Annotated in this window: 23 protein-coding genes and 1 tRNA gene; 3 read left to right on the forward strand and 21 right to left on the reverse strand. The window is 65.3% G+C overall.

Annotated features, from left to right (window positions below; translation table 11 throughout):
• Nucleotides 1–21: 21 nt before the first annotated feature.
• From WS57_RS30050 to WS57_RS30145, 20 genes are all read right to left on the reverse strand, one after another.
• Nucleotides 22–1512: an NADH-quinone oxidoreductase subunit M gene (locus WS57_RS30050; RefSeq protein WP_009691269.1), complete on the reverse strand. Its 1491-nt coding sequence runs from the start codon at nt 1510–1512 to the stop codon at nt 22–24.
• 18 nt (nt 1513–1530) lie between these two features.
• Nucleotides 1531–3585 (reverse strand): NADH-quinone oxidoreductase subunit L, encoded by a 2055-nt coding sequence (nuoL, locus tag WS57_RS30055; RefSeq protein WP_069245235.1) that lies wholly within the window; start codon nt 3583–3585, stop codon nt 1531–1533.
• A 17-nt stretch (nt 3586–3602) separates the two neighbouring features.
• Nucleotides 3603–3908, reverse strand: a complete 306-nt coding sequence (nuoK, locus tag WS57_RS30060) for an NADH-quinone oxidoreductase subunit NuoK (protein WP_004185739.1) — start codon at nt 3906–3908, stop codon at nt 3603–3605.
• A gap of 18 nt (nt 3909–3926) precedes the next feature.
• Entirely contained in the window at nt 3927–4577 is a 651-nt protein-coding gene (locus tag WS57_RS30065; RefSeq protein WP_009691266.1) for an NADH-quinone oxidoreductase subunit J, read from the reverse strand.
• A gap of 92 nt (nt 4578–4669) precedes the next feature.
• Nucleotides 4670–5158 carry an NADH-quinone oxidoreductase subunit NuoI gene (gene nuoI / locus WS57_RS30070; protein ID WP_009691265.1) on the reverse strand — a complete coding sequence of 163 codons (489 nt, stop codon included), beginning with the start codon at nt 5156–5158 and terminating at the stop codon, nt 4670–4672.
• 15 nt (nt 5159–5173) lie between these two features.
• Nucleotides 5174–6241, reverse strand: coding sequence for an NADH-quinone oxidoreductase subunit NuoH (gene nuoH / locus WS57_RS30075; RefSeq protein WP_009691264.1), 1068 nt, complete (start codon nt 6239–6241; stop codon nt 5174–5176).
• On the reverse strand, nt 6242–8572 hold the full coding sequence (gene nuoG / locus WS57_RS30080) for an NADH-quinone oxidoreductase subunit NuoG (protein WP_059601348.1): 2331 nt from the start codon (nt 8570–8572) through the stop codon (nt 6242–6244).
• Between the two features lie 82 nt (nt 8573–8654).
• Nucleotides 8655–9965 carry an NADH-quinone oxidoreductase subunit NuoF gene (nuoF, locus tag WS57_RS30085; RefSeq protein WP_009694122.1) on the reverse strand — a complete coding sequence of 437 codons (1311 nt, stop codon included), beginning with the start codon at nt 9963–9965 and terminating at the stop codon, nt 8655–8657.
• Nucleotides 9962–10447: an NADH-quinone oxidoreductase subunit NuoE gene (nuoE, locus tag WS57_RS30090; protein ID WP_009694121.1), complete on the reverse strand. Its 486-nt coding sequence runs from the start codon at nt 10445–10447 to the stop codon at nt 9962–9964. Before nuoE ends, nuoF begins: the two co-directional genes overlap by 4 nt.
• Before the next feature lie 167 nt (nt 10448–10614).
• Nucleotides 10615–11868: an NADH-quinone oxidoreductase subunit D gene (locus WS57_RS30095; RefSeq protein ID WP_009694120.1), complete on the reverse strand. Its 1254-nt coding sequence runs from the start codon at nt 11866–11868 to the stop codon at nt 10615–10617.
• A gap of 9 nt (nt 11869–11877) precedes the next feature.
• Nucleotides 11878–12480, reverse strand: a complete 603-nt coding sequence (locus WS57_RS30100) for an NADH-quinone oxidoreductase subunit C (protein WP_009694119.1) — start codon at nt 12478–12480, stop codon at nt 11878–11880.
• A gap of 20 nt (nt 12481–12500) precedes the next feature.
• Complete coding sequence (locus tag WS57_RS30105; protein WP_006398799.1) at nt 12501–12980, reverse strand: NuoB/complex I 20 kDa subunit family protein; 480 nt, start codon at nt 12978–12980, stop codon at nt 12501–12503.
• Nucleotides 12981–13042: 62 nt separating this feature from the next.
• Nucleotides 13043–13402, reverse strand: coding sequence for an NADH-quinone oxidoreductase subunit A (locus WS57_RS30110; RefSeq protein WP_006398798.1), 360 nt, complete (start codon nt 13400–13402; stop codon nt 13043–13045).
• Between the two features lie 154 nt (nt 13403–13556).
• Nucleotides 13557–13641 (reverse strand) — tRNA-Leu (locus WS57_RS30115).
• A gap of 112 nt (nt 13642–13753) precedes the next feature.
• On the reverse strand, nt 13754–14131 hold the full coding sequence (gene secG / locus WS57_RS30120; RefSeq protein ID WP_059519519.1) for a preprotein translocase subunit SecG: 378 nt from the start codon (nt 14129–14131) through the stop codon (nt 13754–13756).
• Nucleotides 14132–14203: 72 nt separating this feature from the next.
• Nucleotides 14204–14959 carry a triose-phosphate isomerase gene (gene tpiA / locus WS57_RS30125; protein ID WP_059519521.1) on the reverse strand — a complete coding sequence of 252 codons (756 nt, stop codon included), beginning with the start codon at nt 14957–14959 and terminating at the stop codon, nt 14204–14206.
• A 132-nt stretch (nt 14960–15091) separates the two neighbouring features.
• Nucleotides 15092–16111, reverse strand: a complete 1020-nt coding sequence (locus WS57_RS30130) for an NAD(P)H-quinone oxidoreductase (RefSeq protein WP_069245236.1) — start codon at nt 16109–16111, stop codon at nt 15092–15094.
• A 148-nt stretch (nt 16112–16259) separates the two neighbouring features.
• Nucleotides 16260–18407, reverse strand: a complete 2148-nt coding sequence (gene pnp / locus WS57_RS30135; protein ID WP_040127856.1) for a polyribonucleotide nucleotidyltransferase — start codon at nt 18405–18407, stop codon at nt 16260–16262.
• A 290-nt stretch (nt 18408–18697) separates the two neighbouring features.
• Nucleotides 18698–18967, reverse strand: a complete 270-nt coding sequence (gene rpsO / locus WS57_RS30140) for a 30S ribosomal protein S15 (protein WP_006398792.1) — start codon at nt 18965–18967, stop codon at nt 18698–18700.
• 117 nt (nt 18968–19084) lie between these two features.
• A complete protein-coding gene (locus WS57_RS30145) occupies nt 19085–20344 on the reverse strand; it encodes a branched-chain amino acid ABC transporter substrate-binding protein (protein WP_069245237.1) in 1260 nt (419 codons plus the stop codon).
• A gap of 170 nt (nt 20345–20514) precedes the next feature.
• On the opposite strand from WS57_RS30145, the gene WS57_RS30150 reads away from it, so the two are divergent.
• From WS57_RS30150 to WS57_RS30160, 3 genes are all read left to right on the forward strand, one after another.
• Complete coding sequence (locus tag WS57_RS30150; RefSeq protein WP_009691051.1) at nt 20515–21027, forward strand: hypothetical protein; 513 nt, start codon at nt 20515–20517, stop codon at nt 21025–21027.
• A gap of 282 nt (nt 21028–21309) precedes the next feature.
• Nucleotides 21310–21942 carry a carbonic anhydrase gene (locus WS57_RS30155; RefSeq protein ID WP_059519525.1) on the forward strand — a complete coding sequence of 211 codons (633 nt, stop codon included), beginning with the start codon at nt 21310–21312 and terminating at the stop codon, nt 21940–21942.
• A gap of 37 nt (nt 21943–21979) precedes the next feature.
• Nucleotides 21980–23530, forward strand: a complete 1551-nt coding sequence (locus WS57_RS30160) for a SulP family inorganic anion transporter (protein WP_059519527.1) — start codon at nt 21980–21982, stop codon at nt 23528–23530.
• Between the two features lie 73 nt (nt 23531–23603).
• Here the strand turns inward: WS57_RS30160 and WS57_RS30165 are convergent, their stop codons facing one another.
• Nucleotides 23604–25148, reverse strand: coding sequence for a 2-isopropylmalate synthase (locus WS57_RS30165; protein ID WP_009688217.1), 1545 nt, complete (start codon nt 25146–25148; stop codon nt 23604–23606).
• Nucleotides 25149–25397: the final 249 nt, after the last annotated feature.

Raw genomic sequence — 25397 nt, forward strand, 5'->3', positions numbered from 1 at the left:
CTTGAGTTCCTCCGCTCGCGATTACTGGGCCAGCGGCAGCTTCGACTGCGCGACATGGGAGAGGAGGTTTTCCACGGAAACGTGCATCACGTCGGTAAAGGGCTTCGGATACAGGCCCATCAGCAGCGTGAACGCGGCAAGCACGGCCAGCATCAGGAATTCGCGACGGCCGATGTCCTTCAGCTTCGCGACGTGGTCGTTCGCGACCGCGCCGAAGTACACGCGCTTGTACATCCACAGCGTGTAGGCCGCGCCGAGGATCAGCGTGAACGCCGCGCCGAATGCGATCCAGAAGTTGTACTGGACGGCCGCGAGAATCACCATGAACTCGCCGACGAAACCGGACGTGCCCGGCAGGCCGCAGTTGGCCATCGAGAACAGCATCGCGAACGCCGCGAACTTCGGCATCACGTTGACGACGCCGCCGTAGTCGGCGATCTGGCGCGAGTGCACGCGGTCGTACAGCACGCCGATACAGAGGAACATCGCGCCCGACACGAAGCCGTGCGAGATCATCTGCACGATCGCGCCTTCGACGCCGAGCTGGTTGAAGATGAAGAAGCCGAGCGTGACGAAGCCCATGTGCGCGATCGACGAATACGCGACCAGCTTCTTCATGTCGGCCTGCACCATCGCGACGAGACCGATGTAGATCACCGCGATCAGCGACAGCGTGATCACGACGGGCGCCAGGAAGTGGCTCGCGTCAGGCGTGATCGGCAGCGAGAAGCGCAGGAAACCGTATGCGCCGAGCTTCAGCATGATCGCGGCCAGCACGACCGAGCCGCCCGTCGGCGCTTCCACGTGCGCATCCGGCAGCCAGGTGTGCACCGGCCACATCGGCACCTTCACCGCGAAGGCGAGGAAGAAGGCAATGAACAGCAGGATCTGCGGCGTCATCGCGATCTTCGCGTTCTGCCACGTCGCGAGGTCGAACGAATGCGTCTGCGTGTACAGGTAGATCAGCGCGACCAGCATCAGCAGCGAGCCGGCCAGCGTGTACAGGAAGAACTTGAACGCTGCGTACACGCGGTTCGGGCCGCCCCACACGCCGATGATGATGTACATCGGGATCAGGGTCGCTTCGAAGAACACGTAGAACAGCAGGCCGTCGGCCGCCGAGAACACGCCGATCATGATCCCGGACAGGATCAGGAACGCAGCGAGGTACTGCGCGACGTTCTCGGTGATCACTTCCCATGCGGCGATCACGACGATCACCGTGATCAGCGCGGTCAGCACGACGAACCACATCGAGATGCCGTCGACGCCGAGGTGGTACGAGATGTCGAAACGCTCGATCCAGGTCGAATGCTCGACGAACTGCAGCGCGGCCGTGCTCGAGTCGAAGCCCGTGATCAGCGGGATCGTGACCGCGAGCCCGAGCAGCGAGCCGATCAGCGCGACCCAGCGCGCCGTCCCCGGATTTTTGTCGTTACCCACCGCGAGCACGAGGAGGCCGAAAACGATCGGCAGCCAGATCGCGGTACTGAGAATCGGAAAAGCGTGCATTAGTTTTGTCCCCCCGCCTTATTTGCCGCCGAGCGTTACAAACAGGGTCAGGAGCCCCAGCATGCCGATGATCATGGCGAACGCGTAGTGATAGATGTAACCGGATTGGAGGAAGCGGATCACACCGGCGAACCAGCCGATGAATTTGGCGCTGCCGTTGACGAGGCCGTCGATCACCACGACGTCGCCCTCTTTCCACAGGCCGCGGCCGATCGCCACCGAACCGCGGGCGAACACCACTTCGTTGATCTTGTCCATGTAGTACTTGTTGTCCAGCAGCGTGTAGATCGGGCCGAACGCGCGGCGGATCGACGCCGGCAGATCCGGACGCTTCAGGTACAGGAACCACGCGACGACGACGCCGGCGAGCGCGAGCCAGACCGGCAGGCCCGACACCGAATGCAGGCCCATGCCGCCCCAGCCGTGGAACTCCTCGGCCATCTCGGCGAGCGCCGGATGGTTTTCGCCGATGAAGATCACCTTGTCGAACGCCACGCCGTGCTGGAAGAAGTCCCCGAACAGCATCGGGCCGATCGCGATCGCACCGATGATCACCGACGGAATCGCCAGCAGGACCAGCGGCACCCACACGACCCACGGGGTCTCGTGCGGCTCGTGCGCGTGGTCGTCATGGCCGTGGCCATGGCCGTGATCGTCGTGGCCGTGGGCGGCCGCCATGCCCATCGGCGATTCCGGATGCTTCGGCTTGCGGAAGCGCTCCTCGCCGTGGAACACCAGGAAGTACATGCGGAACGAGTACAGCGCCGTGACGAACACGCTCGCGACGACCGCGAAGTACGCGAAGCCCGAACCCGGCAGGTGCGACAGCTTCACCGCGTCGATGATCGAGTCCTTCGAGTAGAAGCCCGAGAAGAACGGCGTGCCGATCAGCGCAAGCGAGCCGACCAGCGACGTGATCCAGGTGATCGGCATGTACTTGCGCAGGCCGCCCATGTTGCGCATGTCCTGGTCGTGGTGCATGCCGATGATCACCGAGCCTGCGCCGAGGAACAGCAGCGCCTTGAAGAACGCGTGCGTCATCAGGTGGAACACGGCGACCGGGTACGCGGACACGCCGAGCGCGACCGTCATGTAGCCGAGCTGCGACAGCGTCGAATAAGCGACGACGCGCTTGATGTCGTTCTGGACGATCCCGAGGAAGCCCATGAACAGCGCCGTGATCGCGCCGATCACCGTGATGAACGACAGCGCGGTGTCCGACAGCTCGAACAGCGGCGACATGCGCGACACCATGAAGATACCGGCCGTCACCATCGTCGCCGCGTGAATCAGCGCCGAGATCGGCGTCGGGCCTTCCATCGAGTCGGGCAGCCACACGTGCAGCGGGAACTGCGCCGACTTGCCCATCGCGCCGATGAACAGGCAGATACAGGCGACCGTCAGCAGGCCCCAGTCGGTGCCCGGGAAGTGCAGGCTCGCGAGTTCCGCGCGCTTCGCGAACACTTCGCCGTAGTTCATCGAGCCGGCGAACGCGAGCAGCAGGCCGATGCCGAGCAGGAAGCCGAAGTCGCCCACGCGGTTCACGAGGAACGCCTTCATGTTCGCGTAGATCGCGCTCTCACGCGTGAAGTAGAAGCCGATCAGCAGGTACGACACGAGGCCCACCGCTTCCCAGCCGAAGAACAGCTGCAGGAAGTTGTTGCTCATCACGAGCATCAGCATCGAGAACGTGAACAGCGAGATGTACGAGAAGAAGCGCTGGTAGCCGTCCTCTTCCGACATGTAGCCGATCGTGTAGATGTGCACCATCAGCGACACGAAGGTCACGACGACCATCATCATCGCGGTCAGCGAATCGACCAGGAAGCCGACTTCGAGCTTCAGCGAGCCGACGTGCATCCATTCGTAGACGGTCGCGTTGAAGCTCGCGCCGCCCATCACGTCGAGGAAGACTTTCGCCGACAGGAGGAACGCGATCAATACGCCGAGGATCGTGATCCGGTGTGCGCCCTTGCGCCCGACTGCGTTCCCGAACAGCCCCGCAATCAGCGAGCCGGCCAGCGGAGCGAGCGGAATCGCCAGCAGCAGGTTTTCATTGAGTGTCGTTGACATAACAGCGTTGCCTGAAATTAACCTTTGAGCTGATCGAGATCCTCGACATTGATCGTGTCGAGCTTACGGAACAGGGTCACCAGAATCGCGAGACCGATCGCGGCTTCCGCTGCGGCGACGGTCAGCACGAAGAACACGAAGATCTGGCCGTGTACATCGCCGAGGTAGTGCGAAAACGCGACGAAGTTGGTATTCACCGCGAGCAACATCAGTTCGATCGCCATCAGGATGATGATGATGTTGCGGCGGTTCAGGAAAATCCCGACGATCGCGATCGCGAACAGGATCGCGCCGAGCACGAGGTAGTGAGCAAGAGTCAACATGGTTTTCCTTTCCTCCGCTTAGCCGTTGGCGCCCGTACCGGCTTCGCTCTGGGCCGTTTCCGGCTGCGGCTTTTCCGCTTCCATCTTCACGAGGCGCACGCGGTCGTCGCGGCGCACCTTGACCTGATCCGACACGCGCTGGCGCTTGCTGTCCTTGCCCTTGCGCTCGGTCAGCCCGATCGCGGCGATGATCGCGACCAGCAGCACGAGGCCGGCGATTTCGAACGCGAAGATGTAGTCGGTGTAGATCACCTTGCCGATCAGGCGCGTGTTCGACCAGTCGGCCATCGCGCCGGTCGCCATCGCGTGCGCCGCGTGCGTGTCGCCGTAGCCGCGCCACAGGATCAGCGCGGTTTCGATCACGATGATCGCGCCGACCACGGTCGCCATCGGCACGAAGCGCTTGAAGTCGCGTCGCAGGAAGTCGATGTTGATGTCCAGCATCATCACGACGAACAGGAACAGCACCATCACGGCGCCCACGTAGACCAGCACCAGCAGGATCGCGAGGAACTCCGCTTCCAGCAGCATCCAGATCGCGGCGGCGTTGAAGAACGCCAGCACAAGGAAAAGCGCAGACGCCACCGGGTTGCGCGAAGTGATCACCTTCAGCCCTGATACCACCAGGAGCAGCGCGAAGATGTAGAACAGTACGGTCGTGAATTCCATGATTACCGGTTCATCGTTAGGCCATAGTCAGGCGCGTATCGCACCCGTCGCGGCGGCTCGGCCCGTGCTTCGGGCCGGCGCTGGAAACTCGATCAACGATACGGCGCGTCGGCAGCCTTCGCCGCGGCGATGTCCTTCTCGTAGCGATCGCCCACCGCGAGCAGCATTTCCTTCGTGAAATACAGGTCGCCGCGCTTTTCGCCGTGGTACTCGAGAATCTGCGTCTCGACGATCGAATCGACCGGGCAGCTCTCTTCGCAGAAACCGCAGAAGATGCACTTCGTCAGGTCGATGTCGTAGCGCGTCGTGCGGCGCGTGTTGTCCGCGCGCGTTTCCGATTCGATCGTGATCGCCATCGCGGGGCACACGGCCTCGCACAGCTTGCACGCGATGCAGCGCTCTTCGCCGTTCTCATAGCGGCGCAGCGCGTGCAGTCCGCGGAAACGCGGCGAAATCGGGGTCTTTTCTTCCGGGAACTGCACGGTGAACTTGCGCTTGAACGTGTAACGACCGGTCAGCGCGAGCCCCTTCAGCAGCTCGGTCAGGAAGAAGGTCTTAAAGAAGTGTTGGATAGCCGTCATGATTTCGTCCGATCTTTACTTCACCCAGATGTTGAGCGGCGACATCATCCAGAAGCCGACCACGACCACCCAGATCACCGTGACGGGCAGGAACACCTTCCAGCCCAGGCGCATGATCTGGTCGTAACGGAAGCGCGGGAACGTCGCACGAACCCAGATGAACACCGACAGCAGCGCGAATACCTTCAGCACGAGCCAGAAGATGCCCGGGATGAACGACAGGAATTCGAACGGTGCATCCCAGCCGCCGAGGAACAGCGTCGCGGCCAGCGCCGAGATCACGATCATGTTGATGTACTCGGCGAGGAAGAACAGCGCGAACGCCATGCCCGAGTAGTCGATCATGTGACCCGCGACGATTTCCGACTCGCCTTCCACCACGTCGAACGGGTGACGGTTCGTTTCGGCGATGCCCGAGATGAAGTAGACGACGAACGCCGGCAAGAGCGGCAGCCAGTTCCACGACAGGAAGTTCACGCCGTGGCCGGCGAAGAAGCCGTGCTGCTGCGAATTGACGATTTCCGACAGGTTCAGGCTGCCGGCCGTCATCAGCACGAGCACCAGCGCGAAGCCCATCGAGATTTCGTACGACACCATCTGCGCCGCGGCACGCATCGCGCCGAGGAACGCGTACTTCGAGTTCGACGCCCAGCCCGCGAGAATCACCGCGTACACGCCGATCGACGAAATCGCCATCGCGTACAGCAGGCCCGCGTTCACGTTCGCGAGCACCGCCTCGGCCTGGAACGGGATCACCGCCCATACCGCGAAGGCCGGCACCACGGTCATCACCGGTGCGACCAGATACAGCCAGCGGCTGGCAGCGGACGGCTGGATGACTTCCTTCAGCAGCAGCTTCAGCACGTCGGCGATCGGCTGCAGCAGGCCGCCGGGGCCGACGCGGTTCGGGCCGAGACGCACGTGCATCCAGCCGATCAGCTTGCGCTCCCACAGAATCAGGTACGCCACGCACAGCAGGATCACGACGGCGACGACGAGGATGCGCACGAGTGCCCACACCGTCGGCCATGCGAACCCGAGAAGCTGGGCTCCGCCCGAGTTGATCGTATCGAACAAGCTCATTTACGCCTTCTCCACCACCAGTTCACCGGACAGGCTGCCGAGCGCTGCGCCGGCAGGCGTCGCCGCCGACACGCGAACGACCGTCTCCGCAAGATTCTCGTCACGCACGGCCGGCAACTGCACCGTACGCTCGCCCTGACGCACGCGAACCGCGTCGCCATCCTTCAGGCCCAGCTTGTCGAACAGCGCGGCCGGCAGGCCGGCGGCGTTCGCAGCCTTCGCGGCGGCCGTCAGGTGCAGCGCACCCGCGCGGCGCACCAGCGCGTCGGCGTGATAGATCGGCACGTCGGCCAGGCGCTCGAAGCCGCCGTTGGCCGCCGGCGCGGCGACGCGTGCCGGTGCGACCGTCGTCTTGTTCGACAGGCGGCCGGCGATGCCTGCGTCGCCCAGTGCGGCGATGCGCACTTCTTCCGCCGTTTCGTATTCGAAGTTCGGCAGGCCCAGCAGGCTGCCGAGCACGCGCAGCACCTTCCATGCCGGACGCGTGTCGCCGAGCGGACGCACCACGCCGTTGAAGCTCTGCACCGTGCCTTCCGCGTTGACGAAGGTGCCGGCCGTTTCGGTGAACGGCGCGATCGGCAGCAGCACGTCGGCGTAGTCGAGGCCGTGCTTGAACGGCGACATCACGACGACCATTTCCGCCTGGTTCAGCGCGGCCAGCGCCTGCACCGGATCGACCGTGTCGAATTCCGGCTCGACGTTCAGCAGCACGTAGCCCTTGCGCGGCTGGGCGAACGCTTCGCGTGCATTCAGGCCGCCGTCGCCCGGCAGCGCGCCGACGACGTGCGCGCCGACCGTGTTCGCCGCTTCGGTCAGGAAACCGAACGTGGCGCCGGTGTTGTCGGCGATCCACTGCGCAACCGCGTGCAGCTTCGCGAATTCCGGATGACGGACGGCCGCGTTGCCGAGCAGCACCGCGCGGCGTTCGCCGTTCGCGAGCGCCTGGGCCACCGCCTGCGCGGCGGCCGAAGCCGTGACGCCGGCGAGCGTGTCGGGCAGCGCGACACCGCGCAGCTGCGCGACGGCGGCGGCAACGCCGGCCAGCTCGTCGAGCCATGCCGACGGCGCGGCGACGATGCGCTGCGCGGTCGGGATCAGTGCGTCGTCGCCCGTCGCGTTCAGGAAGTGCAGCTTCGCGCCGCTCTTGGCTGCCTGACGCAGACGCGATGCGAACAGCGGATGGTCGCGGCGCAGCATCGAGCCGACGACGAACGCGGCGTTCAGCGTCGACAGGTCGGCGATCGGCATGCCGAGCCACGGTGCGCCCTGCACCGGCGCCGAGAAGTCCTGCTGACGCAGACGGAAATCGACGTTCGGCGTCTTCAGTTCGTGTGCGAGCTGCTTCACGAGGAACAGCTCTTCAGCGGTGCTGTGCGCGCTCGCGAGCATCGCCAGCGCGTTCGCGCCGTGATCGGCCGCGATGCCCTTCAGGCCCTTCGCGACGTATTCGAGCGCGGTCTGCCAGTCGGTCTCGATCCACTGGCCGCCCTGCTTCAGCATCGGCTTGGTCAGGCGCTCTTCGCTGTTCAGGCCTTCGTACGAGAAGCGGTCCTTGTCGGAGATCCAGCATTCGTTGATCGCTTCGTTCTCGAACGGCAGCACGCGCATCACGCGGTTGTTCTTCACCTGCACGACGAGGTTCGCGCCGACGGAATCGTGCGGGCTCACCGACTTGCGGCGCGACAGTTCCCAGGTGCGGGCGCTGTAGCGGAACGGCTTGCTGGTCAGCGCGCCGACCGGACACAGGTCGATCATGTTGCCCGACAGCTCGGAATCGACCGTCTTGCCGACGAAGGTCGTGATTTCCGAATGCTCGCCGCGGCCCAGCATGCCGAACTCCATCACGCCGGCAATTTCCTGGCCGAAGCGAACGCAGCGCGTGCAGTGGATGCAGCGCGACATTTCTTCCATCGAGATCAGCGGGCCCACGTTCTTGTGGAACACCACGCGCTTCTCTTCCGAGTAGCGCGACGACGACTTGCCGTAGCCGACCGCGAGATCCTGCAGCTGGCATTCGCCGCCCTGATCGCAGATCGGGCAGTCGAGCGGGTGGTTGATGAGGAGGAATTCCATCACCGACTGCTGCGCCTTCACGGCCTTGTCGGACTGCGTGCGCACGATCATGCCGGCCGACACGGGCGTCGCGCAGGCAGGCACGGCCTTCGGCATCTTCTCGACTTCGACGAGACACATCCGGCAGTTGGCCGCGACCGACAGTTTCTTGTGATAGCAGAAGTGAGGAATGTACGTATCCGCCTTGTGCGCAGCCTGGATCACCATGCTGCCTTCGGGCACCTCGACCTTCTTGCCGTCTATTTCAAGTTCAACCATGATGGTGAATGGTCCTTAACCTATTTCCGCCCGTTCGCGCATTCGCCCGACCGTGCGCTCAAATTCCGCAACCGGTTTCGCGTCAGGCCGCCGCCGCGTGCGCGTGGCCGCCGACCATGCAGTGCTTGTGCTCGACGTGGTACGCGAATTCGTCCCAGTAGTGCTTGAGCATCCCGCGCACCGGCATCGCCGCCGCATCGCCGAGCGCGCAGATCGTGCGACCCATGATGTTCTCGGCCACCGAGTTCAGCAGGTCCAGGTCTTCCTGGCGCCCTTCGCCGTGCTCGATGCGGTTCACGACGCGATACAGCCAGCCCGTGCCTTCGCGGCACGGCGTGCACTGACCGCACGATTCCTCGTAGTAGAAGTACGACAGGCGCAGCAGCGAGCGCACCATGCAGCGCGTCTCGTCCATCACGATCACCGCACCCGAACCGAGCATCGAGCCGACCTTCGCGATCGAGTCGTAGTCCATGTCGGTCTGCATCATGATGTCGCCCGGCACCACCGGCGCGGACGAGCCGCCCGGAATCACGGCCTTGATCTTCCTGCCGCCGCGCATCCCGCCGGCGAGTTCCATCAGCGTCGCGAACGGCGTGCCGAGCGGCACTTCATAGTTGCCCGGACGCTCGACGTCGCCCGACACCGAGAAGATCTTCGTGCCGCCGTTGTTCGGCTTGCCGATCTCGAGGTAGTTCTGCGGCCCGATGGCCAGCAGGAACGGCACCGCGGCGAACGTCTCGGTGTTGTTGATCGTGGTCGGCTTGCCGTACACGCCGAAGCTCGCCGGGAACGGCGGCTTGAAGCGCGGCTGGCCCTTCTTGCCTTCGAGCGACTCGAGCAGCGCCGTTTCCTCGCCGCAGATGTACGCGCCGTAGCCGTGGTGCGCATGGAGCTGGAACGAGAATTCCGAGCCCATGATGTTGTCGCCGAGGAAACCGGCCGCGCGCGCCTCGTCGAGCGCCGCTTCGAAGCGTCGATACACTTCGAAGATCTCGCCGTGGATGTAGTTGTAGCCGACCGTGATGCCCATCGCGTACGCGCCGATGGCCATGCCCTCGATCAGCGCATGCGGGTTCCAGCGCAGGATGTCGCGATCCTTGAACGTGCCCGGCTCGCCTTCGTCCGAGTTGCAGACGAGGTACTTCTGCCCCGGGAACTGGCGCGGCATGAAGCTCCACTTCAGGCCGGTCGGGAAGCCCGCGCCGCCGCGGCCGCGCAGGCCCGACGCCTTCACGTCGGCGATCACCTGCTCGGGCGGGATCTTTTCTTCGAGAATGCGGCGCAGCTGCTTGTAGCCGCCGCGCGCAACGTAATCTTCGAGATGCCAGTTCTCGCCGTTCAGACCAGCGAGGATCAGCGGTTTGATGTGACGGTCGTGGAGGGACGTCATTTCGAGAGCTCCTCAAGCAGCTGGTCGATCTTCTCGCGGCTCATGAAGCTGCACATTCTGTGATTGTTCACCAGCAGCACCGGCGCATCGCCGCACGAGCCCATGCATTCGCCTTCCTTCAGCGTGAACTTGCCGTCGGGCGTCGTCTCGCCGAAGTCGATGCCGAGCTTCTGTTTCAGGTAGTCGGCGGTCGCTTCCGCGCCGCCGTGTGGGCCGAGCTGGCACGGCAGGTTCGTGCAGAGCGTGATCTTGTGCTTGCCGACCGGCTTCAGCTCGTACATCGTGTAGAACGTCGCGACTTCCTGCACGGCGACGGCCGGCATGCCGAGATAGTCCGCGACGAACTGCATCAGTTCGGGCGACAGCCAGCCGTGCTCTTCCTGAGCAACGGCCAACGCCGACATCACGGCGGACTGTTTCTGATCGGCGGGATACTTCGTCAACGCTCGATCGATTTCCTTCAGGCCTTCAGCTGAGATCATTTTCAGACACGACTCTTTCAATTCCTACCGAACGAACAACCTGCCGCACGGCGTGCGTAGACGGCAGACCTGGCGCTCACTGTTGACAGCTTGCGAAGCCGCGCCGGTTCAGCGCGCATCGCGTGTGACTTACTGCTCGCCGCCCGCTCGCGCGGGCGGTGTAACCATTAGCGATCGATTTCGCCGAACACGATGTCCTGCGTACCGATGATCGTGACGGCGTCGGCAATCATGTGGCCGCGCGCCATTTCGTCGAGCGACGCCAGATGCGCGAAGCCCGGTGCGCGAATCTTGAGACGGTACGGCTTGTTGGCGCCGTCCGACACGAGGTAGATGCCGAATTCGCCCTTCGGATGCTCGACCGCCGCATACGCTTCGCCTTCCGGCACATGGAAACCTTCGGTGAAGAGCTTGAAGTGGTGAATCAAGTCTTCCATGTTGGTCTTCATGCCGACGCGCGACGGCGGTGCAACCTTGTGATTGTCCGTCATCACGGGGCCCGGATTCTTGCGCAGCCACTCAATACACTGTTTCGCGATGCGGATCGACTGGCGCATTTCTTCGACGCGCACCAGGTAACGGTCGTAGCAATCGCCGTTCACGCCCACCGGCACGTCGAAATCGAGGCGATCGTACACTTCGTACGGCTGCTTCTTGCGCAAATCCCAGGCAATGCCCGAGCCGCGCAGCATCGGGCCCGTCAGGCCCATCTGCAGCGCCCGCTCCGGGCTGACGACGCCGATCCCGACCAGACGCTGTTTCCAGATCCGGTTGTCGGTCAGCAGCGTTTCGTATTCGTCGACGCACTTCGGGAAGCGCGTGAAGAAATCGTCGATGAAGTCGAGCACCGAGCCGCTGCGCGCCTCGTTCATCTTCGCGAGCGCCTTCTCGTTGCGAATCTTCGACGCCTTGTATTGCGGCATTGCGTCAGGCAGGTCGCGATAGACGCCGCCCGGACGATAATACGCCGCGTGCATCCGGGCACCGGACACCGCCTCGTACACGTCCATCAGGTCTTCGCGCTCGCGGAATGCGTACAGGAACACCGCCATCGCGCCGACGTCGAGCGCGTGCGCGCCGATCCACATCAGGTGGTTCAGCACGCGCGTGATCTCGTCGAACAGCACGCGGATGTACTGCGCGCGCTCCGGCACGTCGATGCCGAGCAGCTTCTCGATCGCGAGCACGTAGCCGTGCTCGTTGACCATCATCGACACGTAGTCGAGACGGTCCATGTACGGCACGGACTGGATGAAGGTCTTGGATTCCGCGAGCTTTTCGGTCGCGCGGTGCAGCAGGCCGATGTGCGGATCGGCACGCTGGATGACTTCGCCGTCGAGCTCGAGCACGAGGCGCAGCACGCCGTGCGCTGCCGGGTGCTGCGGGCCGAAGTTGAGCGTGTAGTTCTTGATTTCTGCCATGACGCCCCCTTAATGTTTCAGACCGCCATAGCGATCCTCGCGGATCACGCGCGGCGTGATTTCGCGCGGCTCGATCGTCACCGGCTGGTAGACGACCCGCTTCTCTTCCGGGTCGTAACGCATTTCGACATAGCCCGACACCGGGAAGTCCTTGCGGAACGGATGGCCGATGAAGCCGTAGTCGGTGAGGATGCGGCGCAGGTCGGGGTGGCCTTCGAACACGATGCCGTACAGGTCGAACGCTTCGCGCTCGTACCAGTTCGCAGAGGTCCAGATGTCGACCAGCGACGCCACGATCGGCAGGTCGTCGTCCGGTGCGAACACGCGCAGACGCAGGCGCCAGTTGTTCGTGACCGACAGCAGGTGCGACACGGCCGCGAAGCGCGGGCCGTCGTAGGCGCCGTCGCCGAAGGTCTGGTAGTCGACGCCGCACAGGTCGATCAGCTGCTCGAAACGGAGCTTCGGATCGTCGCGCAACGTCGTTGCGACTTCGAGGTAATCGCTCGCCTTCACGACGAGCGTCAGTTCACCGATCGCTTCGGTGAGGCTCACCACGCGCGCGCCGAGCGCGGCTTCGAGGTTGGCCTTGAGGGTCTCGATTTTGCTTGCCATATTGGGGGACGCTCGGGGCTTTATTGACGGGCGATGGTGTTGGTGCGACGGATCTTCGCCTGAAGCTGGATCACGCCGTAGACCAGCGCCTCGGCCGTCGGCGGACAGCCCGGCACGTAGACGTCGACCGGCACGATCCGGTCGCAGCCGCGCACCACCGAGTACGAATAATGGTAGTAGCCGCCGCCGTTCGCGCACGACCCCATCGAGATCACCCAGCGCGGCTCGGCCATCTGGTCGTAGACGCGGCGCAGCGCGGGCGCCATCTTGTTGCAGAGCGTGCCGGCGACGATCATCACGTCCGACTGACGCGGACTCGGACGGAACACGACCCCGAACCGGTCCAGATCGTAGCGGGCCGCGCCCGCATGCATCATCTCGACGGCGCAACACGCGAGCCCGAACGTCATCGGCCACAGCGAGCCGGTACGCGTCCAGTTGATCAGCTTGTCAGCCGTCGTGGTGACAAACCCTTCCTTCAAGACCCCTTCGATACTCATTTGCTTTCCACTCCAGACGGGCGGCCGAGCGTGGCCACCCATGCAAACCGGCGATTAACCCATCACTCCCAGTCGAGGCCGCCTTTCTTCCAGATATAGGCAAAGCCCAGCAGGAATTCGAGCAGAAAAATCATCATAGCGATGAAACCGGGCCAGCCGATGTCCCGCAGCGCGACGCCCCACGGAAACAGGAATGCGGTTTCGAGATCGAAGATGATGAACAGGATGGCGACGAGGTAGTACCGGACGTCGAACTTCATCCGGGCGTCTTCAAAGGCTTCGAAGCCGCACTCGTACGGTGCGTTCTTCTCGACGTCCGGCTTGTTGGGACCAAGGAGCTTGCCGATACTGACCAGCGCTATACCTAAACCAGTGCCCACGAGGAGGAACAACAAGACGGGGTAATAGGCTGCGAGGTTCAAGGCAATCCTCTATCGGTTGGTTCTGAGCGTCCGGAGAATACCACTATCCGGCGGAAGGGATCATTTCGGAGTGCATGCGATCGCAAGACATCCGAAAGCGCACCCCACAAATGAAAAATGCCAGCCACTAGAAGCGGCTGGCATTGAGTAACTTTGGTGCCGACGGCGAGACTCGAACTCGCACAGCTTTCGCCACTACCCCCTCAAGATAGCGTGTCTACCAATTTCACCACGTCGGCACTGCATGCAACCGGGGTTGTAACTACTTGTTTCCCGCGAATCGCTTCAAGAATTAAATTCTAACCTGACTTCCAGAATTGTTCAACGCACAAACGCAAAAATTTTAAATTTTTATTTCGGGACGTCCTGGCCCGGCGCGCTCGCCGCCGAAGCCGCCGCAGCGGAGGCCGCGACCGCCGGCGCCGACGCCGCGGACGCTGTCGCCGGAGCCGTCGCCACGCCGCCGAGCACGCCGGCCGACGGCGTCGACTTGTACGAACCGAGGTACGTCAGCGCGAGCGTCGCGACGAAGAAGATCGTCGCCAGCACGGCCGTCGTGCGCGACAGGAAGTTCGCCGAGCCCGTCGCACCGAACAGGCTGCCCGACGCGCCGCTGCCGAATGCAGCGCCCATGTCGGCACCCTTGCCGTGCTGCAGCAGCACGAGACCAATCACACCGAGTGCAGACAGCACCTGCACCACAATAATCAGCGTCTTGAATAACAGCATCACACCCACCCGATTGGATCAGGCGACCGCTTCGACCGGCCGCCGTCATGGTTCAATTCGATCGCGGACCGCTCAGCGCGCGGCCCGGCAGATCGCCAGGAAATCTTCCGCCTTCAGCGACGCGCCGCCGATCAGGCCGCCGTCGATGTCCGGCTGCGCGAACAGCTCTTCCGCGTTGTCCGGCTTCACGCTGCCGCCGTACAGCACGGACACGTCCGCCGCGCCCTTCGCCGCCAGGCGCGCCCGCAGGAACGCGTGCACGTCCTGCGCCTGCGCCGACGTCGCGCTCTTGCCCGTGCCGATCGCCCAGACGGGCTCGTACGCGACGACGATGCGCGCCGCCTCGTCGGCCGTCAGCACGGCCAGCACCGCGTCGAGTTGCGCGCCGACGACCTGCTCGGTCGCGCCCGCTTCGCGCTCGTCGAGCGTCTCGCCGACGCACACGACGGGCGTCAGACCCGCCGCCAGCGCACGCTGCGTCTTCGCCGCGACCGTCTCGTTGCGCTCGCCGTGATAGGCGCGGCGCTCCGAGTGGCCGACGATCGCGTAGCGCGCGCCGAATTCCGCGACCATCGCGGCCGCCACTTCACCGGTGAAGGCGCCCTGCTCGTGCGCGGACACGTCCTGCGCGCCCCACGCGACACGGCCGCCGTCGAGCTGCGCCTGGACCTGCGCCAGATACGGGAACGGCACGCACACGCCGATCGCCGTGTCGGCCGCCACCGCGCACGCGCCCTGCACCACTTCGTTCAGCAACGCCTGGTTGCCGGCCAGCCGGCCGTGCATCTTCCAGTTGCCGATCACCCGCTTGGTTCTTTGTTTCGACATCGTGTCTGTCTCGTCATCGACGCGCCGTGCGAGCCGGCCGTCAGGATTGGTCTGGCGAAGCAAACCCGCGATTTTACTGCGCGCGGCTTGAACCGGTCAAACCGCGCATGTCAAGCCCGGCCGCGCGGGCCGTCACGCGTTCGCGCCCCAATCGAGCACGATCTTGCCGATATGCTCGCCGCTTTCCATCAGCGCATGCGCCTGGGCGGCGTCGGCCGCCGGCAGCACGCGATAGATCACCGGCTTGATGCGGCCGTCGGCGAGCAGCGGCCACACGCGCGCGTGCAGCTGCGCCGCGATCTTGGCCTTGAACTCGACCGGGCGCGGGCGCAGCGTCGAGCCCGTGATCGTGAGACGGCGCCGCAGGATCTCGTTGAGATTGACCTCGGCCCTCGCGCCGCCGAGCAGCGCGATCAGCACGAGCCGGCCGCCGTCCGCGAGTGCGGACAGTTCGCGCGGCACGTACGAGCCCGCGACCATGTCGAGGATCACGTCGACGCCGCGATCGTGCGTCAGCGACTTCACGACCTCGACGAAGTCCTCGCTCTTGTAGTTGATCGCGCGTTCGGCGCCGAGCGCCTCGCAGGCACGGCATTTCTCGGCGGTGCCGGCCGTCGCGAACACGCGAAAGCCGAGCGCGTGCGCGATCTGGATCGCCGTCACGCCGATGCCGCTCGAGCCGCCCTGCACCAGCAGCGTCTCCTGCTCGCCGCCCTCGCCCGCGCCGAGCTGCGCGCGGTCGAACACGTTGCTCCACACCGTGAAGAACGTTTCCGGCAGCGACGCGGCCTCGATGTCGGTCAGCGCGCCGGGCACCGGCAGGCACTGCAGCAGCGGCACGACCGCGTATTCCGCATAGCCGCCGCCCGCGAGCAGCGCACACACGCGATCGCCGAGCTTCAGGCCGAACGGGTTCAGCGCAGCGTCGGACAGGTCGCCGCCGACGATTTCGCCCGCAATCTCGAGGCCCGGCAGGTCCGACGCGCCCGGCGGCGGCGCATAGGCGCCCTTGCGCTGGAACACGTCGGGCCGGTTCACGCCGGAAGCCGCCACCTTGACGAGCACCTCGCCGCGCTTCGGTTCGGGGCGCGGACGCTCCGCAAGCTTCAGCACGTCGGGGGCGCCGAATTCGGTGATTTCGATGGCTTTCATGGTCGTGGTCGCTCCTGAATCGGAATCGGATGGCACGCCCGCGCCGACGGCGCGGGCGCCTTGCCGGCGCTGCTGCGCCGCACAACGATGCTACAGAAAAAACGGCCGGCACGCTTTCGCACTGCCGGCCGTTGGTCCGCCTGTCCGCTTACTGCTGCGGCGGCGCATCCGACTGCGACGCAGCCGCTGCTTCGTTCAGCAGCGCCTTCGCCGACAGACGCACGCGACCCTTTTCATCCGTCTGGATCACCTTGACCTTGACCTGCTGGCCTTCCTTCAGGTAGTCGTTGATGTCCTTCACGCGCTCGTTGACGATTTCGGAGATGTGCAGCAGGCCATCCTTGCCCGGCAGCAGGTTCACGATCGCGCCGAAATCGAGCAGCTTCAGCACCGTGCCTTCGTACACCTGACCGACTTCGATCTCGGCCGTGATGTTCTCGATGCGCTTCTTCGCTTCGGCCATGCCTTCGCTGTTCGTGCTCGCGATCGTCACGACGCCGTCGTCGGAGATGTCGATGGTCGTGCCCGTTTCTTCCGTCAGCGCACGGATCACCGAACCGCCCTTGCCGATCACGTCGCGGATCTTTTCCGGGTTGATCTTGATCGTGATCATGCGCGGCGCGAATTCCGACAGTTGCGTGTTCGCACCGGCCACCGCCGACGTCATCTTGCCGAGGATATGCATGCGGCCTTCCTTCGCCTGCGCGAGCGCGACCTGCATGATTTCCTTCGTGATGCCCTGGATCTTGATGTCCATCTGCAGCGCCGTCACGCCTTGCTCCGTACCGGCCACCTTGAAGTCCATGTCGCCGAGGTGGTCTTCGTCGCCGAGGATGTCGGTCAGCACCGCGAACTTGTTGCCTTCGAGGATCAGGCCCATCGCGATACCCGCGACGTGCGCCTTCATCGGCACGCCGGCGTCCATCAGCGCGAGGCAGCCGCCGCACACCGATGCCATCGACGACGAACCGTTCGACTCGGTGATTTCCGACACGACGCGGATCGAGTAGCCGAATTCGTCGGCGCTCGGCAGGCACGCGACGAGCGCGCGCTTCGCGAGGCGGCCGTGGCCGATTTCGCGACGCTTCGGCGAACCGACGCGGCCCGTTTCCCCAGTCGCGAACGGGGGCATGTTGTAGTGGAGCATGAAGCGCTCGCGGTACTCGCCTTCGAGCGCGTCGATGATCTGCTCGTCACCCTTCGTGCCGAGCGTCGCGACGACGAGCGCCTGCGTCTCGCCGCGCGTGAACAGCGCCGAGCCGTGGGTGCGCGGCAGCACGCCGGTGCGGATCTCGATCGGGCGCACGGTGCGCGTGTCGCGGCCGTCGATGCGCGGCTCGCCGTTCAGGATCTGGCCGCGGACGATCTTCGCCTCGAGGTCGAACAGGATGTTGCCGACCGTGGCCTTGTCGGCCGCGACCGTGCCGGCCGCCAGCGCCGCTTCTTCGAGCTTCGCCGAGGTCGCCGCGTACACTTCCTTCAGCTTCGTCGAACGCGCCTGCTTGTCGCGGATCTGGTAGGCCGCGAGCAGTTCCGGCTGCGCGAGTTCGGTCACGCGTGCGATCAGCGCCTCGTCCTTCGGCGCCGGCTGCCAGTCCCACTCGGGCTTGCCGCCTTCGCGCACCAGCTCGTGGATCGCGTCGATCGCCGTCTGCATCTGCTCATGGCCGAACACGACCGCGCCGAGCATCACGTCTTCCGGCAGTTGATCGGCTTCCGACTCGACCATCAGCACCGCACGCTCCGTGCCCGCGACGACGAGGTCGAGGCGCGACGTCTTGAGCTGCTCGCGGGTCGGGTTCAGCACGTACTGGTCGTTCACGTAGGCGACGCGCGCGGCGCCGACCGGGCCGTTGAACGGCAGGCCCGACACGGCGAGCGCAGCCGACGCGCCGATCAGCGCGGGGATGTCCGCCGGGATTTCCGGGTTCACCGACAGCACGTGGATCACGACCTGCACTTCGTTGTAGAAGCCTTCCGGGAACAGCGGGCGCAGCGGACGGTCGATCAGGCGCGAGGTCAGCGTCTCGTGCTCCGACGGACGGCCTTCGCGACGGAAGAAGCCGCCCGGGATCTTGCCGGCCGAGTAGGTCTTCTCGATGTAGTCGACGGTCAGCGGGAAGAAATCCTGGCCCGGCTTCGCCGACTTCGCGCCGACGACGGTCGCGAGCACGACGGTGTCTTCGACGTCGACGATCACGGCGCCGCTCGCCTGGCGGGCGATTTCACCGGTTTCGAGGCGCACCTTGTGCTGGCCCCACTGGAATTCCTTCACGACCTTGTTGAACATGGACATGGTTGCTCCTTTGAATGCATTTCTATCATTCACCGCACCGGCCCTGCCGTGCGGCGGCGTCGCGACCGATTCACCCGGAGCAAGGTGTGTTTTTTATGCCATTCCAGCGCGGCGCTCGCACAGCGGCGCGCTGGAATGACACAAATCCCGACCCCGGTATCAGCCGTTCCGGCGGCCCGGCGCAAACGGCCGGACAGCCTGCGGTGCGCGTGACGCTACGCACCGCGCAAAAACAAAATGCCTGTATCAGCGGACTGACACAGGCATCTTGCTGGCGGCAATCGCCTCGATTACTTACGCAGACCCAGCTTCTCGATCAGCGCGCGGTAACGATCGGCATCCTTGCCCTTGAGGTAGTCGAGCAGCTTGCGGCGGCGGCTCACCATGCGCAGCAGGCCGCGGCGGCTGTGGTGGTCCTTCGCGTGGGTCTTGAAGTGACCCGTCAGTTCGACGATACGTGCGGTCAGCAGTGCGACCTGGACTTCGGGCGAACCCGTGTCGTTGGTACCGCGGGCGAACTGAGCAACGACTTCCGACTTCTTGATATCTGCAACAGACATGTGATTTCCTTTCTAACTGAACAGGCGGACACGGAAGAATGGCCGTGCCGTGACTTACAACCGGCCGGCATTGTAGCACAACTCCGCAGCCCGCCTAAGCGGTCTCGACAATCGCCGTCACGGACGCGTCATCGAGCAGGTCGACGGCATCTCGGTGCGCGCCGCCGGCACCGCGAGCACCGTCCGGAACCCGTAGCCGGAACCCTCGTTGTCGAAGCGCACGCCCGGCGCGCCGAGCCGGCCCATTTCCATCACATAAAGGGGCTGGATCAGCTGGTGGTCCTGCGCGCGCATCCGCGCCGGATGGAAGCCGTCGTCGAACGACAGCCCCTCGAGCGCCCGCGCGACCGCGACCGGATCGGCCGAGCCGGCGCGGTTCATCGCGGCCGCGAGCATCTCGATCATCAGGCTCATGCGCCGCACCGGATAGTCGTCCTGCGCGGCCGGGAAACGGGTGCGGAACGCGCGGTAGAACGCGTCGGATTTCGCGCCGCCCGCGTTCGGGTGCCAGTCCGCGACCGCCACGACACGCCCGACGCCCGCGTCGCCAAGCGCGGCCGGCGCGCCGAGGCTGTTGCCGTAGAACGTGTAGAACTTCGCGTTCAGGCCCTGTTCGCGCGCGGCCTTCACGAGCAGCGTCAGGTCGTTGCCCCAGTTGCCCGTCACGACCGCATCCGCGCCGCCCGCGCGGATCTTCGCGATATACGGCGAAAAATCCTTGATGCGGCCGATCGGATGGAATTCGTCGCCGACCACGCTCACGTCCGCGCGTCGCGCGGCGAGCGCCTGCCGCGCCAGCGTGCTTACGTCGTGGCCGAAGCTGTAGTCCTGGTTCAGCAGATAGACCTTGCGCAGCGCGCGGTCGCGCGCCATCACGTCGGCGAGCGCGGCCATCCGCATCCCCGCGTGCGCGTCGAAGCGGAAATGCCAGAAGCTGCAGCGCGCGCCGGTCAGCGCCGGATCGTCGGCCGAGTAGTTGAGGAACAGCATCCGGCTGTCCGGATCGCGCGCGTTCTGCTTGTCGAGCGCACCGACGAGCGCAGCCGCGACCGCCGAGCTGTTGCCCTGCGCGACGAAGCCGATATGGCGGTCGGCCGCCGCGCGCAACTGCACGAGCGCCTCTTCCGGGCTGCCCTTGCTGTCGAGCACGACCAGTTCGAGCGGATGCGCGCCGTCGCGCAGCTTCACGCCGCCCGCCGCATTGACCTGCTCGACGCCGAACCGCAGGTTGCGCTCGACCGCCGCCCCGGCATTCGCGAACGGCCCCGACATCCCTTCGATCAGCGCGATCCGCACCGGCTCGCCGCCCGCGAACGCGGACGACACGAGCATCCATCCCGCGCTCCACGCGAGCGCATACCGTTTCCACCCCTGCATCGGCCACCTGCCCTTCGATCATTCGGAGAAGCGCGGATCATAGGCCGGCCGGGCCGCGGCCGGCAAGCGCGGCGGCCATCCGGCGATCCGCACCGATTTTTGCGCTGCGATGCGCCGGCGCGCGTCGTCCGTGATACAACTGGGCTGTTCCCGTGTTCTGGAGAATCCCGATGCGCATTCGCCTTCCCGCGCGCCTGTCGATGCTGACCGCCTGCGCGGCGGTGCTGCTGGCCGGTTGCGCACAACCGTGGCAGCAATACCAGGCCGGCCAGGACGAATCGGCCATCGTCGCGCGCCTGGGCCCGCCGCGCGAGATCTACGACCTGCCCGGCGGCGGCAAGCGCCTGATGTGGCCGACCCAGCCGATGGGCGAAGTCACGATCGCGGCCGACGTCGACGCGGCCCACAAGATCGTCAACGTGCGCCAGGTGCTGCAGCCGAACGAGTTCTATCGCGCGGAAATCGGCAAGTGGACCAGGACCGACGTCCTCGTCAATTTCGGCCGCCCGGTCGAAACCTCCTACTTCCCGCTGATGAAGCGCGAGGTGTGGACGTACCGGTATCTCGAGGACAACGTCTGGTACATGATGTACAGCTTCTATTTCGACCCGCAGGGCATCCTGCGCATGACGCAGAAAACGCCCGATCCGCTTCACGACCCCGATCGCCGCAACCTGTTCTGACCGGCAGCGCGTGATCCGCGGTTGCGCCGACGGCCATTCATGAATCGTTCGTGAATGGCCGTTCGTTTTGTTGCGCCGGGCGATTCGAATCGCACCGGTCATGCGTCGCCTTGGTGCGCCCGATGCACCGCGCGGCGTCAATTTGAAACAAATTGTTTCGGCGCATACGGACCGCTAGGGCATACCCCTAATATCGGTTCCAATCCAACCTTTCAATTCAGAAAGCATTTCGCCGCACCATTCCGGCCGATCTTCATTTGCCTTTATCAAAAAGGAGTCCTCATGAATCGCCCCAAGAGCATGCTGGTCGCCAACATCGCCTGGGCCCGCGAGACGCACGAACGCACACCCGGCTTCTTCGACGCGCTCGCGCGCGGCCAGAACCCGCGCGTGCTGTGGATCGGCTGCGCGGACAGCCGCGTACCGGCCGAAACCATCACGCACTGCGCGCCCGGCGAGCTGTTCGTCCATCGCAATATCGCGAACCTGTTCCACCCCGAGGACGACAACGCGGCGAGCGTGCTCGAATACGCGGTGCGCGTACTGCAGGTCGATCACGTGATCGTCTGCGGGCACACCGGTTGCGGCGGCGTGCGCGCGTCGCTGCTGCCGCCGCCGTCCGACCTGCCGCACGTCGCGCGCCGCATCGCGCCGCTCTGCGCGCTCGCGCGGCGCCATCGCGACACGCTCGCCGGCCTCGACGACGCGGCCGCCGCCGACCGCCTCGCCGAGCTGAACGTGCTCGAACAGGTGCGGCTGCTGCGCGCGTCGCCGATCGTGCGCGACCGCGAACGGCCGCCGCTCGTCCACGGCTGGATCTTCTCGCTCGCCGACGGCCGCCTCGTCGAACTCGACTCCGGCTATGCCGCGCAGCCCGTCGATGCCGAGCCCGCGCATGCCGCCGCGCTCGGCTGAACCGCCCCGCCCTCATGTCCATGAAATCGCCCCGACCATGAAACTCAACGAGCGTCTGTCCACCCTGCCGCGCGACATCGTCGCCGGCATCGTCGTGTTCCTCGTCGCGCTGCCGCTCTGTCTCGGCATCGCCAATGCCTCCGGCGTCGAACCGTTCGCCGGGCTCGTGTCCGGCATCGTCGGCGGGATCGTCGTCGCACTGCTGAGCGGCTCGTCGCTGTCGGTCAGCGGGCCCGCCGCCGGTCTCGTCGTGATCGTCGTCGAAGGCATCGCGCAACTCGGCAGCTTCTCCGCGTTCCTGCTCGCGGTGCTGCTGTCCGGCGTGCTGCAGTTCGGCTTCGGCATGCTGCGCGCGGGCCGCTTCGCGGCCTACGTGCCGTCGCCCGTGATCAAGGGCATGCTCGCGGCGATCGGCCTGCTGCTGATCGTCAAGCAGATTCCGTTCGCGTTCGGCATCGGCGGCGCGGCCGCGCAAACGTTTTCGTCGTGGCCGGGCCTGCCGACCGCCTGGGCCGCGACGGCCATCGCGCTGGCATCGCTCGCGCTGCTGATCGCATGGGACACGCCCGCGCTGCGCCGCTTCGCGCTGGTGCGCGCGGTGCCCGCGCCGCTTGCGGTCGTGGTGCTCGGCATCGGCGCCACGCTGGTGCTCGGCATCGTCGCGCCGTCGGTCGCGCCGGGCGCCGCCCATCGCGTCACGCTGCCCGAACTCGAATCGTTCGCGGCCTTCGCGGCATCGCTCAAGCATGCGGAGCTCGGGCGGAACTTCGCGCAGCTCGTCAATCCGGACGTCTGGCGCGTCGCGATCACGCTCGCGGTCGTCGCGAGCCTCGAGACGCTGCTGAGCCTCGAGGCGGTCGAGCAGATCGATCCGAAGCGCCGGCCGACGCAACCCGACCGCGAACTGAAGGCGCAGGGCGTCGGCAATCTCGTCGCGGGTGCGGTGGGCGGGCTGCCGATCACGTCGGTGATCGTGCGCAGTTCGGTCAACGTCCATGCGGGCGCGCAGAGCCGGCTCTCGGCGATCGTCCACGGGGTGCTGCTGCTCGCCAGCGTGTTCGCGCTGACCGGCCTGATCAACCTGATTCCGCTCGCGAGCCTCGCCGCGATCCTGATCCACACCGGCTTCAAGCTCGCGAAGCCGGCGCTGTTCCGCGCGGTGATGAAGCAAGGGCCGGCCGCGTTCGTGCCGTTCGCGGCGACGATCGCCGGTGTGCTCGCGGTCGACCTGCTGTTCGGCATCGCGCTCGGCCTCGCCTGCAGTGTGCTGTCGGTCGCCGTCGCGAACCTGAAGAGCCCGGTCACGCTCGCGCAGCACGACGATCACTTCCTGCTGTCGTTCCGCAAGGACGTGTCGTTCCTCGGCAAGGTGCAGGTCAAGCATCATCTGCGGCACATTCCGGATCGCGCGGCGGTGATCATCGATGCGACGCGCGCCGACTACATCGACCACGACGTGCTGGAGCTGCTCGACGCGTTCGTCGCCGATGCGCCGCGCCGCGGGATCGCCGTCGAGTTTCGCCGGCCGAGCCCGCCGCCGCGCGCGGCCGCGCGCCGCTGGCTGTTCCGCGCGCCGGCCGCCGAATGAGCGGCGCATGAAAAAACGCCCCGGCGGCACAGGGCCGCACGGGGCGTTTCGCGACGTGCGCCGCGCGCCGCGCTTACGAGCGCTGCGGGTTGAGCTTGTCGTCCTTCGAGTGCAGCTTGTTCAGCGCCGCGATGTACGCCTTCGCGGACGCCGCGACGATGTCCGGATCGGTGCCGACGCCGTTGACGATCCGGCCGCTCTTCGACAGCCGCACGGTCACTTCGCCCTGCGCCTGCGTACCGGTCGTGATCGCGTTCACCGAATACAGCAGCAGTTCGGAACCGCTGCCGACTTCGCTCTCGATCGCGTTCAGCGTCGCGTCGACCGGGCCGTTGCCGCGCGCTTCGCCGGTCACTTCCTTGCCTTCGACCGCGAACACGACCTTCGCGTGCGGCTGCTCGCCCGTTTCCGAATGCTGCGACAGCGACACGAACTTGTAGTGCTCCTGCTCCTGCGCGAGCGCGGACTCCTCGGAGACGATCGCGATGATGTCCTCGTCGAAGATTTCCGACTTGCGATCGGCCAGGTCCTTGAAGCGCATGAACGCGGCGTTCAGTTCGGCTTCGCTGTCGAGCGACACGCCGAGCTCCTGCAGGCGCTGCTTGAATGCGTTACGGCCCGACAGCTTGCCGAGCACGATCTTGTTCGCGGTCCAGCCCACGTCTTCCGCGCGCATGATCTCGTACGTGTCGCGCGCCTTCAGCACGCCGTCCTGGTGGATGCCCGACGCGTGCGCGAACGCGTTCGCACCGACCACCGCCTTGTTCGGCTGCACGACGAAACCGGTGATCTGCGACACGAGCTTCGAGGTCGGCACGATCTGCGTCGTGTCGATGCCGACGTCGAGACCGAAGTAGTCCTTGCGCGTCTTCACCGCCATCACGATTTCCTCGAGCGAGGTGTTGCCCGCGCGCTCGCCGAGACCGTTGATCGTGCACTCGACCTGACGCGCGCCGCCGATCATCACGCCGGCCAGCGAGTTCGCGACGGCCATCCCGAGGTCGTTGTGGCAGTGCACCGAGAAGATCGCCTTGTCCGAGTTCGGAATGCGTTCGCGCAGCGTCTTCACGAGGTTGCCGTACATTTCCGGCACGCCGTAGCCGACCGTGTCGGTGATGTTGATCGTCGTCGCGCCTTCGGCGATCACGCCTTCCAGCACGCGGCACAGGAAGTCCATGTCGGAGCGGCTGCCGTCTTCCGGCGAGAATTCGACATTGTCGGTGAACTTGCGCGCGAAGCGCACCGCGAGACGCGCCTGCTCGTACACCTGCTCGGGCGTCATCCGCAGCTTCTTTTCCATGTGCAGCGGCGAGGTCGCGATGAACGTGTGGATCCGGAAGCTGTTCGCCGGCTTCAGTGCGTCGGCCGCGCGCTGGATGTCCTTGTCGTTGGCCCGCGCCAGCGAACAGATCGTGCTGTCCTTCACGAGACCGGCGATCGTGTGGATCGCGTCGAAGTCGCCGTTCGAGCTGGCCGCGAAGCCGGCCTCGATCACGTCGACCTTCATCCGCTCGAGGTTCTTCGCGATGCGGATTTTCTCTTCCTTCGTCATCGACGCGCCGGGCGATTGTTCGCCGTCACGCAACGTCGTATCGAAAATGATCAGCTTGTCTGTCATGGGGGGCTCCAGGGCTCTTTATACGGAAGTCAAACGTAACGAGATCGCGCCACCGCTGGCGACGCTCAACAACAGACGAGGCTTGACGGAGGGCGGGAACGGTCAGCGCGGCAGGCGCGCCAAAGCTAGCGCGCGTAGCGGCGCACCGGCTAGAAGGAGGGAGAGGCGGGAAAATGCAGTCATGCCAAAGACTATAGCGAGATTCCGCGACGCGCGCAATCGGACGCCGCCCGATGATTCGGTCCGCCG

The sequence above is a fragment of the Burkholderia pseudomultivorans genome (genome assembly GCF_001718415.1).
GTDB lineage: Bacteria > Pseudomonadota > Gammaproteobacteria > Burkholderiales > Burkholderiaceae > Burkholderia > Burkholderia pseudomultivorans_A.